The following is a 17,301-nucleotide window of genomic DNA, read 5'->3' as shown; positions in this document are numbered from 1 at the left end:
AGACTTTTCTCCAAGATCAGACAGGCAATCACTCTTGGGCGCCGATGCCAGATGATGCCACCGTCGAGAACTCCCCCAAAAGAGTAGGCCAGCCCGATGGCGCCGCACTATCCGGCAAGTCCGTGGCCCTCGAACCAACATCGGGGTTTCTGATCGGGACGCCTTTGCCACCGCCGATTGGAACCGTGGCAGCAGAGTCACGCGACAACCAATCGCTGTTGCTCAAGGTGCATAGCGCATACGCTTTCAACGGAAGTAAAAGGAACAGATTGATGGGCGTGTGTAGACAAAACCCCAGAAATCGCAGTTCGCGAGCACGAAACGCGGCCACGCTGCAGCGGATCATTGTCATGGCCGCAATCATGACGCCTGTCCACCAAGGCACTGTTTCAGTCAGCGCCAGCTGCGCGATCCCCGTTACTACCGAGACGGCGAGGAGCAGCGGCCCGACATTTTGTCCGACCACGTCCAACGTGAGATAGCGATCGAGGCTGGGTAGCAGGCGCAGCGAAAGCAGCGTGTCTCGGAAGGTGCTCCGCGCCCATCGCAGTTGTTGGCGCAGATATGGCCGCAGCCGATCCGGCACGACCGTTGCTGCAATCGCGTCCGGAATGTACTCGGTCCGCAGGCCTGCTTTCAGCATGAGGATCGTGAGATGGCGATCTTCACCGAAGTCGCTTAGCTTCCCACGAAACAGCTGCGTTTCGTACTGATCAAGAACCATGAGAAGCGCCGACCGGCGGTACATGGCACATGGGCCACAGCAGCACATGACCGCACCGAAACGAGCCTGCGCCGCGCGCTCCTCGTTGCAAGCAAGCCAGTACTCCATGTCAATCAACCAGGTCAGCCAATTCTCGTTCCTGTTGCTGGCTATCAACTGACCCATGGCCGCGCCGATCTGTGTATTTCTCATTTTCAGCGCAAGCTTCGTCACGACGTCGGAAGCCAGTGCCGTGTCGGAGTCGACGTTGAGCACCAAGTCTCCGGATGAGCGGCGTATGGCGGCGATCTGTGCCTTGCGCTTTCCAACATTCTGCGGCAGCAGAATGAAGTTGAACCTCCCGTCGAGCGCGTAGAGGTCGTGAACAGGTCCCACGGCAAGGCGATTTGCAGAGCCGTCATCGACCACATAGACTCGCAGTTCTCCGCCATAGTCTTGGTCCGCAATTGACGCTAGGCAGGCCGAGAGCGTGCCCGGATTCTCATTGTAGCAGGGGATGATGACGTCCACGCTCGGCAGACGATGGGAGCCGGCCTGGCCATCCGAGGTCGACGACAGGTCGGCCGGCGAAGCATAAACCGTCTGCATGCTTTTGTAAGCGGCCGAGAGCAGCGCATAGGTCGAGACAGCACCAGTGCTGATTGCGTCCAGCAGGGTCATGGGAATTCACTTCGTTGAGTGGTGTCGGGGAGGGAGCGGATGGCAAATCCCCGCTCATGCAGCTCTGGAATGAGACGAGACAGAGCCGTCAGCGTCTGGTCCCGCAGACCGGCCTGAGTGTCCGGCCTGAACTCGTTGGGAGGGCAGCCATCGTGCAAAAGCACTATTGCGCCTGGGCGCACAGAGGCAACGACTGTGTCGATAATCGCGTCGACCCCGGGCCGAGACCAGTCGTGGGGGTCGATCGACCAGTGGACCGGGATGAGACCAGCGCGCCCACAATGCGTTAGGACTTGATCGGTCCAGTTGCCATACGGGGCACGCATATGCGCCACCGAGGCTTGGGGACAGGCGATCCGAATGACCCTGTTTGCCTCGAGTATCTCGTAGTGTATCTGGGCAGGCCGACATCCGGACAGGTTCGGATGCGTCATCGTGTGGTTGCCGACCCGGTGCCCTTCTGCAATCATCCGTTGGATGAGTTCGGGCCGGTCTGCCGCATACGCCCCGATGACGAAGAAAGTTGCCGACACCTGGTTATCGGCCAGCAGATCGAGGACGCCCGGTGTGCAAACCGGATCAGGACCGTCGTCAAACGTCAAATAAACTGCGCGCCCGCCAATGCCGTCAGCACATTCATCATGGACTTCGGATATGCAGTTGAGGGGTCTCACAGCTCTGGTCCGTTCCGATCGATTATCGTACCGGCCGGCCATTCGGACATCGGCTGTGCAATCGGGAGAACAATGAGGACTACGTCCTCCGTGCGGGTTGGCGGTTTGTCCAGACGCGCGCATGGAAGGGTCGATCGCACACGGATCCCCGGCATGATCGTCGCCAGGCCATTTCGGCTAAACCTTGCAACGTGGTTCTGCAGTGCGGGTCGAACCGAGCCAAAGGCGAATGGGACGTTAAGCTCCCGCAGTACTGGATGCATGACCCGGACTGAATGAGCAATCCAGAGCCCCTCGAGATCCGGACGCACCCCGTACAGGCCAAGTTCTGCCACCAGTAGATCGACGGCGCCAATCCTGATGAAGCGGCGCAGCAGACCGATGTGAGCCGCTACACCCTTGGAGTCGTAGCCGATTGCACGCAGCTCAGGCCTCGCGCCGCTCCAACTTTGGCTGCCTTCGAATGGCTTTGCGTTGAAACTGCCGGTCTGCCCGTAGACCTGGCGGAGGAACGCAGAAAGTCCCACATGCTCGTCAAGATCAATTTCATTCTCCCAACACAGCCTCCAGCTCAACGGAGAGCGAACGGAGCAACTCGTTCTTTCTTGATACCTTGACTCACGCGTCACAAATTTAGTAAATTCGAAAGACATGGGTTTTGGCCTGATGAGCTTAACGGGACCTTGGCAGGTTCAATCAACGCGATATGGCATGCGCCTACTGGCGAAGAACATCACCACACAGACATAGGCATTCAGTTTATGCTCGCTCACAGCCAGAGTTCCTCTGGAACTCAGGCTTTAGACAGCAATGCTTATTTGGGTTTCAATTGTAATCTTCGAGCTACTTAATGCAGCATTTGCTAAAATAGGTAAAATCGATTGTTTTGATGGAAATCATCCAAGACATGGATGGCAGCTGAGCACTGAGCAGCCTCAGGAGACACGAGCAGCCTTACGCCCGTTCCGACACACACGGCCTGTTGTACTCTGGACCGCCGATCGCGCCTATGCACGCAGCCGACCAAGGCTCCCCGCCGTCGCTGGAGACACGGAGTCGAACAAGGCCATCTCCCAGCTTTGGGTCGCAAGGTGGCGAGCGATCATTAAGGCGAACATAGAAACCATTGCTGACGACATCCTGACGAAGTCGCAATCCACGGCCGCCCATTTTTGCAGAACCTGACCCACACAGCCGCTTCTTGCGCGAGTACCAGATCAGCTAAGGCGGGGTTGAGCGGCCGCAGGCTGCCGGAAAATGACTTGGTCGTGATCTGCTGGGGGGTGCCGCATCGTGACTTCAGCTCTCGCTGCTCCAGGTGCCACAGAAGCATAACGGTCAGCACCGCGCAGGCCGCGCCTTGTGCCTCGCTATGGCTTGTATTGGGTCGAATAGGAATGCCGGGCGGTTCAGCGGGTGCCTGGCTCCTAATTGCCTGCAACTTCCATCCGAATTGGCCGAGTATTTTCCCCTACATCTGCCTGGCGAAGGCGGCATGCCCAGTCGCCCAGGTCGTGCATGACCCAGGTGATGCGCAGGTCTCTGGCTTCCACCTTTGCGTTCATGATGATGGGCTGTTCGACTTTAGTGCGTGGATGGCAAATTTGGCGTTCGTTTCGCCCACCGCCTGAACGTTGTGAGAATTGCGCTTTTCGTGACTGATCAAGGCAGTGACGGACCGCTTGATCTTGGCGAGGGGGGGCGGTAAGCTTGTCAAGTTGGACATCTCGATGGTTCTCTTGTCGGCACCACATTGGGAATGCCCAGTATCACGATCGCGCTCTTTCAAACGGACAGGACGGGCCGATATCGCCGATATCCATGACGGTGTCCAGATTTTGACCCCAGGCTCGCCTTTGCCGTCGAGCCGCTGTTTTTGCCCAAGTGCACAGTTGAGCAATTGTCGCAAAGGGCAGGTAAGCTCGGGTGCCGGAACCGCGGAACCTAACGAGGTCGCCGCTTGCCGCTACGATGACAGGTCGCCGAGTTCAAAAAATCTCGCGTAAGGTCCGCCTGCGAAGTGGCGTCGCAACTCTTCGAAATTCTCTATCGTTTGGTTCAGGGGGCGAGCTTCCTGGCGCTTAAGAATAGCCTCACCAGAGAGCCCAACAAGCGGTGGAACTTCCAGAAAATCCCAGATCGGTGCCAAGCACGTGAAGGGCTCGCCAAGAAGGCTTTCGTACTCGACCACATGCAAGTGGGTGGACGCGAAGGAGCACGTGACGCGATTGTGGAATTCGTCGGCGGTCTTGAAATAAGCCTCGCAGCAGGCGATTCCCAGTTTCACGGATGGAGCGGCGTCGTTGTCCGAACTGAACTTCAGCCACTGCCGGGTTTGCCTCGCCTGTGTCAGCGATCGCAGCGATTCCAACGTGTTTTTGCGAATCAGGAGGATGACCTTGAGGCCTGGCCAACGGGCAAGCTCAGCAAAAAAGTCCGGACGCTCGTTGAACTGAGGTTCGTTGATCTTGCAACCAACGCGCGTCACCGCCTTGTTGGTTCCGTTGGGGTAGCGCAAGTAGGCAAGCTCAAGAAGCGCGTCATCGCTGCCTGCCAAGCGATTCTTATCGGACCAATTCATATCGTAGATGTTGAGCAACTCACCGTTGCTCAGTACGTTCGGATGCTCGTTCAGCAATTCTTCCAGGTAGTGCGTGCCCGTCCTTGGCATTGCAAGGATCACAAATGGGCCAGGCGACGGCACGGGTCGTGTCATTGTGTGTCTCCGATCAATATTGCTCATGAAAGTTGTGTGGACCTAGATAGACAGGACCAGTCTTGATGAAACGGTGCAGCAGGCCAGTGTAAGCGGTCACAGTTTCGGTGCCGTTGCGTCAGAAGTCCGCAGGGGTTTCGAAAGAATCGTGGCGAGTTCGACGTGGTCGGCAAGCTCAGTCTTTTCCAAGAACATTCCCAGCGAAATAGGAAAGCGGATCCAGACACTTCCCTCCTGCTGCTGCCGAGGCCGCATCACGCGATTTGCGTGGGCAGCTTTGCCAGTCCCCCAAACCGCTCCCGGGAGCTCTTGTTGTGGGCGCGTTGTGCGCATCGGTTGATGCTCGGACACACTTCGGGAACCAGGGCAAGCGAACAGGCATGTTATATGTGTGACAGTAACTTTCGCGATTGACATTTTTCTATGCAGGTCCTCATACCACGCGTAAAATCAATTGTTTTTATGCATCCCATCCACGCTATGGATAACGGCGCATGCGCTTCAAGGGCCTAGATCTAAACCTCCTCGTCGCGCTTGACGCTTTGATGAACGAGCGCAACCTCACCGCTGCCGCACGCAGCATCAATCTGAGCCAGCCTGCCATGAGCGCGGCTGTCGCCCGGTTGCGCGACTTTTTCCGTGATGAGCTATTTACGATGAGGGGCCGCGAACTTATCCCCACTCCGCGCGCGGAAGATCTCGCCCCCGCGGTCCGCGAGGCACTGCTTCACATCCAGCTCTCAATTATTTCCTGGGACAGGTTCAACCCAGTTCAGTCGGAGCGCCGGTTCAAAGTCAGCCTGTCCGATTTCATGACCCTTATATATTTTCAAAAGGTCGTAGAGCGTGTCGCGCGGGAAGCTCCCGCCGTCAGCTTCGAGTTCGTACCTCTCATGGATCACCCTGACGAGCTTCTCCGACGGGGTGAGATCGATTTTCTAATTCTTCCGGACGTGTTCATGTCGAGCGAGCATCCCAGAGCAGCACTGTTTGACGACACGCTCGTGTGCGTCGGCTGTGCCACGAACAAGCAGTTATCGCGGCCGCTTACGTTTGAGCGATACATGTCCATGGGGCACGTCACGGTCAAATTCGGGCGTACGCGGCAGCCCTCCATCGAAGAATGGTTTTTGCTCGAGCACGGCCGCAAGAGGCGTATCGAGGTGGTGGTGCAGGGCTTTGGCATGGTACCCGCTATGCTATCAGGCACGGAGCGGATAGCGACCATACCCTTACGGTTGGTCGAATATTTCGCACCACTGATACCGCTGAAGATCGTTGATCTTCCATTGCCGCTTCCCCCACTCGCGGAGACCGTGCAATGGCCTGCCATTCACAACAGCGACTCGGCAAGCATCTGGATGCGGGACATATTACTTCAGGAGGCGTCCCGCATGGCTCCGCCGCACAAGATCGCCAAGGTCTGAACGTTCCTCAATCGGCGTTTTGCGGCAGTTGGAACCCAGGAGCGCCTCTGCGCCGGATCTACTTGTCCTGAACGCGGCCTGTCTGAAAGGTGTGGGAATTGCCGAGACTTTAGAATAGCGTGCGGCGGCCCGGTTCGACTGGTATCGTCACGCCACGACCTGATCGCGCGCAATGTACCGTCGCTTTCGCCAAGTTTGCCCGATCGCACCTTGGGCGAAATCTGGGTTTTGCGGCACCAAGTCGTCGCCAAGGCGCAGAAGCGCCGCAAATGGCAGGAGATCAGTTCTGCTGCAGGCTCTCAATCATGCCGGTGGTGACAGGCTCGAGCCGGCAAGCCGAGCCGCAGCTTCGCCTATCGGCATGTCAATGACTGTGACGGCGCACGCTGCCAGGAAACGGCGTTCGTTTCTTGTCAGCACCGACCCATCGATCAGCGCGAAATGCGGGCCGTCGGAGCGCTTCATGATCTGCCGGGCGTAGGTGCGCAGCATTTGATCGTCGAAGCGGCAGCCGACGAAAAAAAAACCCCGATTGCTGCGCCGCTGCTTCACCTGATCAGGGATCGGCGTTTGGATATCGATGTCTGTCAGCGCTTCAACATAGTCGGAATCTGAGATCAGGAAGTTTGCCGCCGGCCTGACACTGCCATGAGGAACATAGAGGACCGTCTCAACCGGTGGTACCACCTCAAGTTCGTGTCCGGACAAATCGTAGGCTCTGGTCCAAATGTCCCCGATTTCGTTCGCCCGCGTGGCGCCTTGTATCTCGACGACATCCGTTCGGCCGGTCGCGACGAGGGCCGCGCGCATGGCGCCATCATACCAACTGTCGACGATGAGCGAGAGCGGCAGCGTGGCGAGCCAGGTGTGGAGGACCGTCGGCGCTGCCGGCGCGGCGAAGATATCGGCCATCCAGCCCTGGAGCGTCCGTCGATGCCGGCTCTGCTCGATGAACTGTGCGACAGACCACATATTGGTGCGGATCTTGGATGGAGTTGGGGCGCGCTTGTTAAGGGCCGCGGCGACTGCCTCCGGAGTATGCGGTACAACGGGCTTTGCGCACCCGAGCTGGAGGAGACCCGGGCCAAGGTAAGGAATGATCGCGTCGGCGGTGAGCGCTCCCTTGAGCAGGTCGAGCCGCGTGTCTGCATGGCTGTCCCGAGTGATTAAAAGATGGCGCGGGAAGGTTTTCATGCTCAGTCCTCTTGGCTTCATGCCGTCAACCCGCCGTTCTAGTCCCGTCGGATATTTTCCTGGCCTCAACGGTGATGGGGAGGCGTGTATCTCGCGGAAGGTCGGGCAAGACGAAGCGCCAGCCGTTCCTGAGCATGACGACCCCGCCCCACAAGCCTTCATTCTCAACCTGAATGATCGGCTCTTCGAGATCCTTCTTGGGAACATAGGCCGACAGGCCGGCGCCCGTCCTACGGATCATCAACTTCATGCGGCTGCTCCCTTGCTAGGAGCAGACCTAATTTCGGCGCTACGAGAAGCCCCGGCATTTTCGAGGCTTACCATTTCGCGCGCCCGCATTCCCACGACTGTGCCACGGCCGATCCATTCAACCGCATAGATGTAGAACTGCTGGAGAAAGGTGCCGATGTCACGCACGTACCCTTCGTCACCCTTCAACACGAGGTTTTCCCCGACCTCCCTGCCAGGGTAGGTGCCATCATTCTTGATGTGGCGGGTGGCGCGGACCCGTTCACCCGGCACAAATCGTGGAGGTTTGCCGATTTCGAGCTCCTGTTCTCGCCGGAGGGGCATAGCTGTTCTTCCTTTTCGCAGTTGGAGGTTGGAACGAAGAACTCAAGGCGCCTCGCGAGCCGATCGGACGTTAGGCGGGAACGCAGGTCATCTCCACGGGACAGACCGAGGCGCATTGCTGTGCATCGAAGGTGTCCTTGCATTCGGTGCACTTCTCCGGGTCGATAACGTAGGCCTCGCCTTTGAATTTGATCGCACCGGAAGGACATTCGAACTCGCAGGCACCGCATTGGGTGCATTGGGATGCGATGATCTTGAACGTCATTTGTCTTCAACTCCTGGTCAGTTGATTGAGAGATCTCAGGCCGTCGCGGCCAATGGTTTGGCCCCAAACTCGGCGGCGTAGACCGTGCTGATCGCGGTCTCGATATGCTCATAGCCATAGTCATCCATGGCCCGGATACCGGCTCCCCTGAGCTGAGCCTTCGGGCAATCCCCGATCTTGGCGCACAGCACGATGTCTATTCCTTCGAGGGCCGCCATCACGCGCTTTAGGGTGGCATCTTCGCCCCAGCCACCCAGGCAATACTGCTCGACCGGCCGATGCCCGACCAAGCGGATCCCTTGCGGCGAGGCCTCATAGAGCTGGAATTCTCTCGCGTGACCGAAGTGTGCGTTGACGCGGCCGCCGCCCTTGCTGGCTACGGCGATAAGAAGTGACTTGCCCGAACCCGTTCCTTTGACCAGTTTGGTCGCCTCGCTTTTAGCCGCCGCTCGATCGCCGCGCTCGCGCGCGACCACCTCGCGATAGGCGTCGCGTCTGCTTGCGTCATAGGTGAGTTCGTCGCAGATCTGGTCGAGGCTGAACTCCTGGCCACGATCGTCGCCCAGCAAGCCAACGGCATCGGCCCTGCACTGCCGGCAATGGCGCATCAATTTAGCACCGCCCTCTAGACGATCTTGAAGAGCCTTCAGCTCCATCGCATTCGGGCCTCGCTGCCCGATCAGGCCGTAATGGGTACCATGCTCCCGGTTCGAAATCAGTGGCATGATGTTGTGCAGGAAGGCGCCTCGCTCCTTAACCCGTTTATTCACCTCGATCAGGTGCTCGTCGTTGACGCCAGGGATCATCACTGAATTGATCTTGGTCAGGATGCCGCGCGCCGTCAGCATCTCCAGGCCCAACATCTGCCGCTCGTTCAGGATTTGGGCGGCTTCGACCCCGGTGTAGCGGCGGTGCTTGTAAAAGATCCACGGATAGATCCTCGCGCCAACTTCCGGGTCGACCATGTTGATGGTGATTGTCACGTGGTCGACATTCATGTCGCAAAGCTCGGCGACATGGTCCGGCAACGCCAGCCCGTTGGTCGAAATACAAAGCTTGAGGTCGGGGATTTCGTTGACGATGCGTTTGAATGTGGCCTTTGTCTTTTTCCAGTCGAAGCAGGCGTCGCCCGGTCCAGCGATGCCGACCACGGAAAGCTGCGGTACTTCATTGGCGACCGCGATCACCTTGCGCACCGCCTGATCTGGCGTCAGCTTTTCCGAGACGACCCCAGGTCGGCTCTCGTTGGCACAGTCAAACTTGCGATTGCAGTAGTTGCACTGAATGTTGCAGGCCGGGGCGACCGCCACGTGCATGCGCGCGAAATAGTGGTGCGCCTCTTCTGCATAGCACGGATGGTCCTTCACCTTCTCCCAAATGGCCGGCTCCATGTCGCTAGGCCTTGCCGAGGAGCCGCACGTTGAGGAGGTGCATCCAGCCGATTTCGCGGTGGTCTCGCTTTCACGCGAAATCTTCGGTGTCGACATCGAATAGCTCTGTTCCTGGCTGACCTACACATCCAGCCGCAAGAGCTATGCCAACCACCAAAGCGACATTCACCCGAAACCTCTGCTTTTCGCGTCTGATTTGTCGGCTTGCCTACGGCCTGGATTTGTCGGGCTTCCGACATTGGAGAAGCGGATGGGATCGCCAGAGCGATTGGTCTCTGGTCCGCACAGGGGCGGGCACTCCGAAACACATCATTCAGACGTTAAGCTCGTCTAAAATTTCTTCACCTCGATACCGTGGCGGCGTAGAGCATAGCCGACTTGCCGCGGCGTGAGGCCGAGGAGACGAGCCGCTTTGGCCTGGACCGAGCCGGCCTTTTCCATCGCGTCGATCAGCCGGTCGCGTTCCGTCAGGCGTGGCCCCGTCGTGGGACAATTGGGATCACTCCGATCGGCCGACCATACCTCGGCAGCCGAGCCGAGAATGCGCCCGGCCGGCAGCGGCGATCCATCTCTGTTCATGGTGCTGCGGGCGAACCCGGAGGCGGCATTTGTACCCTGCGAAGAGCCGGCTCCTTTCCAAATGAGCGAAGAAAGACACTGGCCATTCCTGCAGGCGAAATCCGACGGAACTATCGTCTTCGACCGGGCAAGTGTCGCCGTCCTTCGCACGCAGTTTTCCAGCTCTCGGATGTTGCCAGGGAAGTGGCATTGCGAGATCAAATCAATCGCCGATGATGCGAAGGTGAGATCGCGATTGTTCTCCCTGTTGAAGCGATCGAGAAAGACTTCGGCAAGGAGTCGAATGTCTCCGGGGCGCTCCCTGAGCGGAGGCAACGTAATTGGTATCACATTGATGCGGTAATAAAGGTCGGCCCTGAACTCCCCATTCAGCACAGCCGTTTCAAGGTCCTTGTTGGTGGCGCATATAAGCCGGACATCAAATTTTAGCGTTCTGGTGCCGCCGACCCGCTCCAGTTCGCCTTCCTGCAATACGCGCAGCAGCTTGGCTTGAAAAGAAGGCGAAATCTCGCCGATTTCATCAAGCAACAGGGTTCCGCCATGCGCCAGTTCGAAACGGCCGGCGCGCTGCGAGATAGCCCCAGTGAAGGCGCCCTTCTCGTGCCCAAACAGTTCCGATTCCAAGACTGTTTCAGAGAGCGCGGCGCAGTTCAACTTGACAAAGGCCTTCGTCCTCCGGGTCGAAAGCTTATGGATCGCTTGCGCGAAGAATTCCTTGCCGGTTCCGGTTTCACCCCGCAGAAGAACAGTCGAATTGGTCTTTGCGACGATTGGAATCGTTTCTAGAACCTGCTTGACTGCCAGGCTTTCCCCGACAATTCCGTCGATTTTGACCGACGCATACCGACCGGTTTCGGCCTTTTCGTCGTCGCGCCGTTTGCCCGGTCCAGCTTGCTGTTCGATCACCTGCTGACCATCAGTGTTTCGTACACGGTGAAGATGGACAACTTGGCCCACAAGGTCGGCCACCATGTTCAGGAAGCAAAGGTCCTCGTTATGGTGAGCGTAGCTCGGCTCTTCTTTGAGGCGCTCGATCGACAATGTTCCAAGGATTTCATGCTGCGCCCTTATAGGGATACCGACAAAGCCTAGGTCAACAGCCTCGTCGTTCGACACCCTTTCAACATCAAACTGAAACAGTTCCGACTTGCTGACGTCCTCTATGACGACCGGTCTCGCCGTGGCGACGATTTGGTCGATTACAGCCTGTGGTATGGCGCGGCGAGTCGCGGAGTGCGCTGGAGAGACCTTGCCGGGCGTTGCCGCGATCTCCGGCTCTCCATCAGCGCCGAGCACAATGATTGCTCCATGACGCATTCGTACAAATGAAGATAGGATCGTGACGACATTGCCCAGTGTCGTCTCAAGCCGGGCAGGGGCGGTTAGGATCTTCGATATCTCGTACAGTCCCCTGAGCGAAATATCTGCTTTATCCATCTTTCCTATGTCTGGTTCAGGCAGGGTGATTGGAAGTCCCACTTCGTCGACCCTGCCGCGCATCGTGTCGTCCATAGAAGCAGCTCCGTGTGTTCCCCCACCGGCAGATTCTGGATTTTCGGATGCCGAAGAAGAGTATCGACTCTGCCGCCTTAAACTGACGAGTTCCTGACAACTGCCGGATGCGACGTGTTGCCGCAACCGCGAGCTGCGCCCGGGCGCACCATTGAGGGGTCAGTGCCGGAGTCATCCGAACTTGAAGAGGACACCGAAGCCGCCGCGCGGATAATTCCAGGTGATCTCGCCACTCTCCTCGCACAGCACTCGGCATGTGCCACACTCCATGCACCCGTCGGCCGCGATCTCAACTTGGCCCGTGGCGTTCAGCTCATAGCATTTGGCAGGGCAGATGCGTGTCAACGCGAGCAGGTTCGCGCTTGGGCTTTCGTGAGGTCGCACCTTGATGTGGGGGCGCCCTGCATCGATGAGATAACGGTTCTGATATAACTTTTCCTCGACGCGGACGGCCGGCACTGTGATCGTCATTTTGCCCTCCCTCAGCGCCAGGCCAACGCCAGGCGAATCGCGTCCCTGACCAGCCCCAAGCGCGAACGCGCCTTTATGAACGCAGCAGTGGTCGCTTTTTCTTTATCGATCTTCGGAGTGCCGTCGACCCGCACGAGGTTCTGCGCGGCCAGAGAAATCAGCTGCGGGTATGTCACGAAAAAATTATGCGAGTTGGTGTGCATCAGGGCCGGCATGTCCTTGTGCTTTCGCAAGTCCCTGAGGACAAACGACTTGTCCAACATGGTTTTGTAAAGAACGAGATTCCGCTTGGTCATCGGGACGTTGCGGCTCTTGACCTGGACGATTGCCTCGCCTGCGATGCGGCCGGACGTCATAGCGAGGTTCGAACCCTCACGGTGAACCGCGTTGTTCAATTGCGCTGCATCACCGACTGCCACCCAACCGTCGCCGAAGAGCTGTGGGATCGCCTTATAACCACCTTCGGGAATGAGATGGGCGGCATATTCCCTCACCTCCGAGCCCGCGATCAGCGCCCGGACCGAGGGGTGGTTCTTGAATGCGTCGAGCAGGACGTAGGGGCTCTCCATCGTGGCGGCAAAATCGGAAACGAGACAACCAATGCCAAGTGAGATCGATTCCCTGTTGGTGTAGAGAAACGCTAATCCGGTCATGCTGCGGGAGATGGTGCCCGCCGCCTCAATCACGCAGCCTTCATTGCCCTTGAGCCCGAAGCGCTGCTCGATCACCTCCTCGGGCAGGAAATGCATTTCCTTGACGGCGAGAGCCACGCTTTCTGGCCTCGGCGTTTTGCGCAGGCCCGACCGCGTGCCAAGCAGTCCGTTAACGCCTTCTGCGAGGACGACCACGTCCGCCAAAATCCTTTCGCCGGCTCTGTCGGTGCGAACACCTATGACCTTGCCCGTGATATCGTATGCGAGCTCCGTCGCCGTCGTCTCGCACAAGAGGGTCGCGCCGGCCTCGCGCACCTTGCGCGAAAACCACTTGTCGAACTGGGCGCGGATGATTGTGTAACGGTTTGGCTTTGCCTCATTGAAGTCGTCGGACCGATAGTGGAACCCAGCATGGGATGTATTGTCCATCATCCAGAAGCGCTGCTCGATCAAATGCCGCTCAAGAGGCGCGTCATCGCGAAAGTCCGGGATGATATTCTCCAGCATGTTCGCATACATGATGGCGCCCTGGACATTCTTGGAGCCCGCATACTCGCCGCGCTCCAGTTGCAGCACCTTCAGGCCGCAGCTTGCCATCGTGAAAGCAGCTGCGTTCCCGGCCATGCCGGCGCCAATGACGATAGCATCGAACTTTTCCTCGACCATGGCCGTCTCCCTTAGCTCGCAAGCTTGTCGCGACTGTGCGGCGATAACCGCCGGGTGAAGGCTTCCGTCAACGCCGGCAGGAAGCGGATCGCATCGGCGGCGATACCGATATGGGCGAAATCGAAAATCGGCGCGTTCGGATCGGTATTGATGGCCACGATCAGATCGGCGCTTTCAATGCCCACCCGGTGCTGGATGGCGCCGGAAATTCCGGCCGCGATGTAGAGCTTTGGCCTGATGGTCTTGCCAGTCTGGCCGATCTGCCGTTCAGCCGACATCCAGCCCTTCTGGACCAGCGGGCGCGAACAGCCATATTCGGCGCCGAGCGCCCTCGCGAGCTTCGTCACAACCTGCAGGTTCTCCGCCCCGCCCAGGCCGAGGCCTCCCGCAACCACGACATCGGCATAGGCCAGATTCACCTTTACCGACTGCGCATCGGGCAGGAAGCCAAGGACCTTGGTGACGATCTCTTCTTCGAGCATCGACATCTTGTGTTCGACGACCTGCCCGACTGGCTTTTTCATACGCTGCGGCAACGCCATGACTCTCGGTCTCACTGTTGCCATCTGTGGCCGGCAGTTGAGCGTATAAATGGTGCATAGCAACGAACCCCCGAAAGTCGGCCGGGTCGCAGCAAGCGAACCGTCAGGATCCACATCAAGTTGGGTGCAGTCGGCCGTGAGCCCCGTCAGCAGGGTGGTCGCCACGGAGCCGGCAAGATCCCGGCCACGCATGGTGGCACCCAGAAGCAGGATCTCGGGTTTGTATTGATTGACCAAGTCAGTCATTGCCTTGGTAAAGGGCTCGTTGCGGTAGTCGGCGAGCAGCGGCGCCTCCACGATATAGACAAGGTCGGCACCATAGGCGAAGGCCTGGGCGACGGCATACCGTGAGGCCTCTCCCGGCGGTCCGAGCACGACTCCCGCAAGCTGCACGCCGAGCTTGTCGGCCAGCTTACGGCCTTCCCCCAGCAGTTCGAAAGAAACCGGATGGACTTCGCCCCGCTCCAACTCGATGAAAACCCAGACGTGCCGGTAATCCTTGAAACGCTCGGGCAAATCCTTCTTCATGCCGGGACGACCACTGGCGGCAGGCGGGGTTTCTTGGTTCACAAGCGACATCCTAAGCTCCTTGCCCCGAGCCACCTTCGAAGGCCAATTCGTGTTCCAGCGCCGGCTGGCGCGCGAAAATTGCGGCAATCAGCTCGTCGGCGAGATCACGCAGCGCCTTGTCTGCAGTGTCGATTTGCACCGCCTTTTCTGCCCGGCTGGGCGGGGCGAACACACGCTTCACGACAGTTGGCGATCCGCGAAGGCCGCATTTGCCGAGGTCCCCGATACCAGCCTCGGCCGCACTCCACTTTACGATCTGGCTGCGGGCGGCGCGCAGGGCATCGTGCAGCGAGCCGCGACGGATCTCGTTGACACCTTCCAGCACCGTAATGAGGCAAGGAAGCTTGCTCTTCAGCATCTGCATGCCGCCTTCCCCGCGGCGCTCGACCGTGATCTCTCGCGCATCGAGATCAAGGGAGGCGATCCTCGCGACATAGGTGAGTTGCAGGAGATCGAGGCGCTTGGCGATGCCTGGCCCGACCTGGGCCGTGTCGCCGTCGATCGTTTGCTTGCCAGTGAAGACGATATCTGGCGGGCCGAACGTCTCCCCGATCTTGCCGATAGCCTGAGACAGAGCGAAGGAGGTCGCCAGGGTGTCGGAGCCTGCAAAAAAACGGTCGGTCAGGAGCACGGCGCGGTCGGCGCCATAGGTGAGCGCCTTGCGCAGCGCGTCCTCTGCCATGGGCGGCCCCATAGTGAGCACGGTGACCTCGCCGCCGTCTGCGTCGCGTAGTCTCAGTGCCGCTTCAAGGGCAAACAGATCGTATGGGTTGATGATGGTCGGCACACCCTGGCGCATGATCGTGTTGGTAACCGGGTGGACGCGTATCTGAGCGGAGTCCGGGACCTGTTTGATACAGACGACGATATGCATGCGGTCTCTCTGGCTTCTATGGGATACGGCTTGGTGCTTGATCTGCTTGCAAGCACCATTCGTGCCAACCGTTTGGCATGTCGCTATACGTTGGAGACGCGGCACTCTGCTTTTGAGGCGTGTCCGTGAGAGGCGGGTTCGTCGGCTTCACGACATGTCTTATGGCAAACGTGTCGCGTTCACTCCTTTCCAAACGGCTTCAGGACGGAATCGAACGGGACGAAGGCAAGGCCCGGCGTGGCGGGCCGATTTGGGTCGCGGTCTTTCAGTACCTTGAAGACTCGTTGTTTGAGTGGCGAGGAAGTCGCGAAGTCCTCATAGGCGCGTTCCAGTGTGGCGCGCGCGCGTGCGGCGATCACCTGGTCGGTGAGACCGGAGAAATCCTCTTCGGCAAGATATTGGCCCATGCGCTTCATGATGTGGAGCCGCGAGACATTGAGCACCTTCGGATCATAGAAGGCGCCAAGGGCCACGAAGAACTCCTCCGCAGCAGACAAGCCTTTCAGCCGCGTGAGAATGTCGGTGACGTCGACGATTGGCCGTTCGGTGGAACAGTGGCTCATTTGTAAACTCCTTGGTGATGATGGTCCCTCGGGCTCGGCTTCCTCCTCCACCAAGATCCGCATTCAAATCCCATCGCCGTATCCGTTGCAGGCCGGGTAGGGGTCGCGCAGCTTCGCCACCAGTGCGGGCATGACCTCGAGCACCCGGTCGATATCCTTCCCGCTGTTGTAGCGCGACAAGGAGAAGCGGATTGCCCCTTGTGCGGCGCTGCCGGCAACGTTCATTGCTTTCAGGACATGGCTGAGCTCCTGCGAGCCGCAACTGCAGGCCGAGCCAGAGGAACAGGCGATGCCCTCGCGATCGAGAAGAAGCAGCAGGCCATCGGCCTCGGTATTCTCGAAGGCGATGTTGGTCGTATTCGGGAGCCGATCCAGCGGATCGCCGGTCACGAAAGCGTGTGGAATGCGCTGGAGAAGCCCGCTCTCCAAGCCGTCGCGGAGAGATCTTATCAGCTTGCTGTCCTCATCCATGAATTTCATGGCAAGTTCGGCTGCCTTGCCAAACCCGACTATCCCAGGGGTATTCTCGGTGCCGGCGCGCCGGTTGCGCTCCTGGTGCCCTCCCTTGATCAGAGAACGGAAGCGCACGCCGCGCTTGACATAAAGCCCACCGATCCCTTTGGGGCCGTGCAGCTTGTGCCCGGAGAGCGACAGCATGTCGATGGCTGTTGATTTCAGGTCCATCGGGAGCTTACCGACCGCCTGCACCGCGTCCGTATGGAACAGGGCACCGACTTCCTTGGCCAATTCAGCAAGCTCTGCCGTCGGGAAAATCGTGCCGGTCTCGTTATTTGCCCACATGATCGAAACGATTGCCACGTGCGCGGTGAGGGCGTCCTTATAGGCGTCAAGGTCGAGCCGGCCACGGCCATCCACCGGGATCTTGTGGACCTTGATGTCGCACGTCTTCTCAAGATGCTCGCAGAGCGCCAGCACGGCCGGATGCTCGACCGCGGAGGTCACAATTTCTGTCCGGCGCGGCATCACCCCCAGCGCCGAAAGGATCGCCGCATTGTTGCTTTCGGTTCCGCCCGATGTGAATGCGATTTCATCGTCGAATTGCGCGCCGATCAGCGCTTGCACCTGCTGGCGCGCCTTTTTCATGGCCACGCTCACGGCAGCGCCGAATCCGTGCTTTGACGAAGGATTGCCGAACTGATCCATAAACAGCGGCCGCATCGCTTCAAAGACTTCAGGATCCACTCGTGTGGTTGCGTTGTTGTCGAGATAGACCGGCCTCATGAGGC

General features: G+C 58.8%; 17 protein-coding genes. 1 reads left to right on the top strand and 16 read right to left on the bottom strand.

The window, feature by feature from the left end; genetic code table 11:
* Window positions 1-28 precede the first annotated feature (28 nt).
* From nodC to ACWGTI_RS27995, 4 genes are all read right to left on the bottom strand, one after another.
* Complete coding sequence (gene nodC, locus ACWGTI_RS28010) at window positions 29-1,384, bottom strand: chitooligosaccharide synthase NodC (RefSeq protein WP_454578014.1); 1,356 nt, start codon at window positions 1,382-1,384, stop codon at window positions 29-31.
* Window positions 1,381-2,100, bottom strand: a complete 720-nt coding sequence (gene nodB, locus ACWGTI_RS28005; protein ID WP_454590068.1) for a chitooligosaccharide deacetylase NodB — start codon at window positions 2,098-2,100, stop codon at window positions 1,381-1,383. Before nodB ends, nodC begins: the two co-directional genes overlap by 4 nt.
* Complete coding sequence (locus tag ACWGTI_RS28000; RefSeq protein ID WP_454590067.1) at window positions 2,055-2,711, bottom strand: NodA family N-acyltransferase; 657 nt, start codon at window positions 2,709-2,711, stop codon at window positions 2,055-2,057. Before ACWGTI_RS28000 ends, nodB begins: the two co-directional genes overlap by 46 nt.
* A 1,313-nt stretch (window positions 2,712-4,024) precedes the next feature.
* On the bottom strand, window positions 4,025-4,774 hold the full coding sequence (locus ACWGTI_RS27995; RefSeq protein WP_454578016.1) for a sulfotransferase: 750 nt from the start codon (window positions 4,772-4,774) through the stop codon (window positions 4,025-4,027).
* Between the two features lie 494 nt (window positions 4,775-5,268).
* Between ACWGTI_RS27995 and ACWGTI_RS27990 the strand changes: the two genes are divergently transcribed.
* Window positions 5,269-6,201 carry a LysR family transcriptional regulator gene (locus tag ACWGTI_RS27990; RefSeq protein WP_454578017.1) on the top strand — a complete coding sequence of 311 codons (933 nt, stop codon included), beginning with the start codon at window positions 5,269-5,271 and terminating at the stop codon, window positions 6,199-6,201.
* Between the two features lie 303 nt (window positions 6,202-6,504).
* Here ACWGTI_RS27990 and ACWGTI_RS27985 read toward each other — a convergent pair whose 3' ends face one another.
* From ACWGTI_RS27985 to nifS, 12 genes are all read right to left on the bottom strand, one after another.
* The gene (locus ACWGTI_RS27985; RefSeq protein ID WP_454578018.1) at window positions 6,505-7,395 is read right to left on the bottom strand and encodes an SIR2 family NAD-dependent protein deacylase; all 891 of its coding nucleotides are present in this window, start codon (window positions 7,393-7,395) and stop codon (window positions 6,505-6,507) included.
* A 25-nt stretch (window positions 7,396-7,420) separates the two neighbouring features.
* A complete protein-coding gene (gene nifT / locus ACWGTI_RS27980; protein WP_454578019.1) occupies window positions 7,421-7,645 on the bottom strand; it encodes a putative nitrogen fixation protein NifT in 225 nt (74 codons plus the stop codon).
* Window positions 7,642-7,968: a nitrogen fixation protein NifZ gene (locus tag ACWGTI_RS27975; protein ID WP_454590066.1), complete on the bottom strand. Its 327-nt coding sequence runs from the start codon at window positions 7,966-7,968 to the stop codon at window positions 7,642-7,644. The genes nifT and ACWGTI_RS27975 overlap by 4 nt, the downstream gene beginning before the upstream one ends.
* 70 nt (window positions 7,969-8,038) lie before the next feature.
* Complete coding sequence (locus ACWGTI_RS27970) at window positions 8,039-8,233, bottom strand: 4Fe-4S binding protein (protein ID WP_454578021.1); 195 nt, start codon at window positions 8,231-8,233, stop codon at window positions 8,039-8,041.
* 35 nt (window positions 8,234-8,268) lie between these two features.
* Window positions 8,269-9,720 (bottom strand): nitrogenase cofactor biosynthesis protein NifB, encoded by a 1,452-nt coding sequence (gene nifB, locus ACWGTI_RS27965; RefSeq protein WP_454578022.1) that lies wholly within the window; start codon window positions 9,718-9,720, stop codon window positions 8,269-8,271.
* Window positions 9,721-9,954: 234 nt separating this feature from the next.
* Entirely contained in the window at window positions 9,955-11,640 is a 1,686-nt protein-coding gene (gene nifA / locus ACWGTI_RS27960; RefSeq protein WP_454578052.1) for a nif-specific transcriptional activator NifA, read from the bottom strand.
* 246 nt (window positions 11,641-11,886) lie between these two features.
* Window positions 11,887-12,186: a ferredoxin family protein gene (locus tag ACWGTI_RS27955; RefSeq protein ID WP_454578023.1), complete on the bottom strand. Its 300-nt coding sequence runs from the start codon at window positions 12,184-12,186 to the stop codon at window positions 11,887-11,889.
* 11 nt (window positions 12,187-12,197) lie between these two features.
* Window positions 12,198-13,505: an FAD-dependent oxidoreductase gene (locus tag ACWGTI_RS27950; RefSeq protein ID WP_454590065.1), complete on the bottom strand. Its 1,308-nt coding sequence runs from the start codon at window positions 13,503-13,505 to the stop codon at window positions 12,198-12,200.
* Between the two features lie 11 nt (window positions 13,506-13,516).
* Window positions 13,517-14,626: an electron transfer flavoprotein subunit alpha/FixB family protein gene (locus tag ACWGTI_RS27945; RefSeq protein ID WP_454578025.1), complete on the bottom strand. Its 1,110-nt coding sequence runs from the start codon at window positions 14,624-14,626 to the stop codon at window positions 13,517-13,519.
* Window position 14,627: 1 nt separating this feature from the next.
* Entirely contained in the window at window positions 14,628-15,491 is an 864-nt protein-coding gene (locus tag ACWGTI_RS27940; RefSeq protein ID WP_454578026.1) for an electron transfer flavoprotein subunit beta/FixA family protein, read from the bottom strand.
* Between the two features lie 179 nt (window positions 15,492-15,670).
* On the bottom strand, window positions 15,671-16,054 hold the full coding sequence (nifW, locus tag ACWGTI_RS27935; protein ID WP_454578027.1) for a nitrogenase stabilizing/protective protein NifW: 384 nt from the start codon (window positions 16,052-16,054) through the stop codon (window positions 15,671-15,673).
* 63 nt (window positions 16,055-16,117) lie between these two features.
* Window positions 16,118-17,296 (bottom strand): cysteine desulfurase NifS, encoded by a 1,179-nt coding sequence (gene nifS / locus ACWGTI_RS27930; RefSeq protein ID WP_454578028.1) that lies wholly within the window; start codon window positions 17,294-17,296, stop codon window positions 16,118-16,120.
* Window positions 17,297-17,301: the final 5 nt, after the last annotated feature.

The organism is Mesorhizobium sp. ArgA1 (assembly GCF_053714375.1).
The sequence above is the reverse complement of the archived record's forward strand: the minus strand, read 5'-3'. Positions and strand labels throughout refer to the sequence as shown.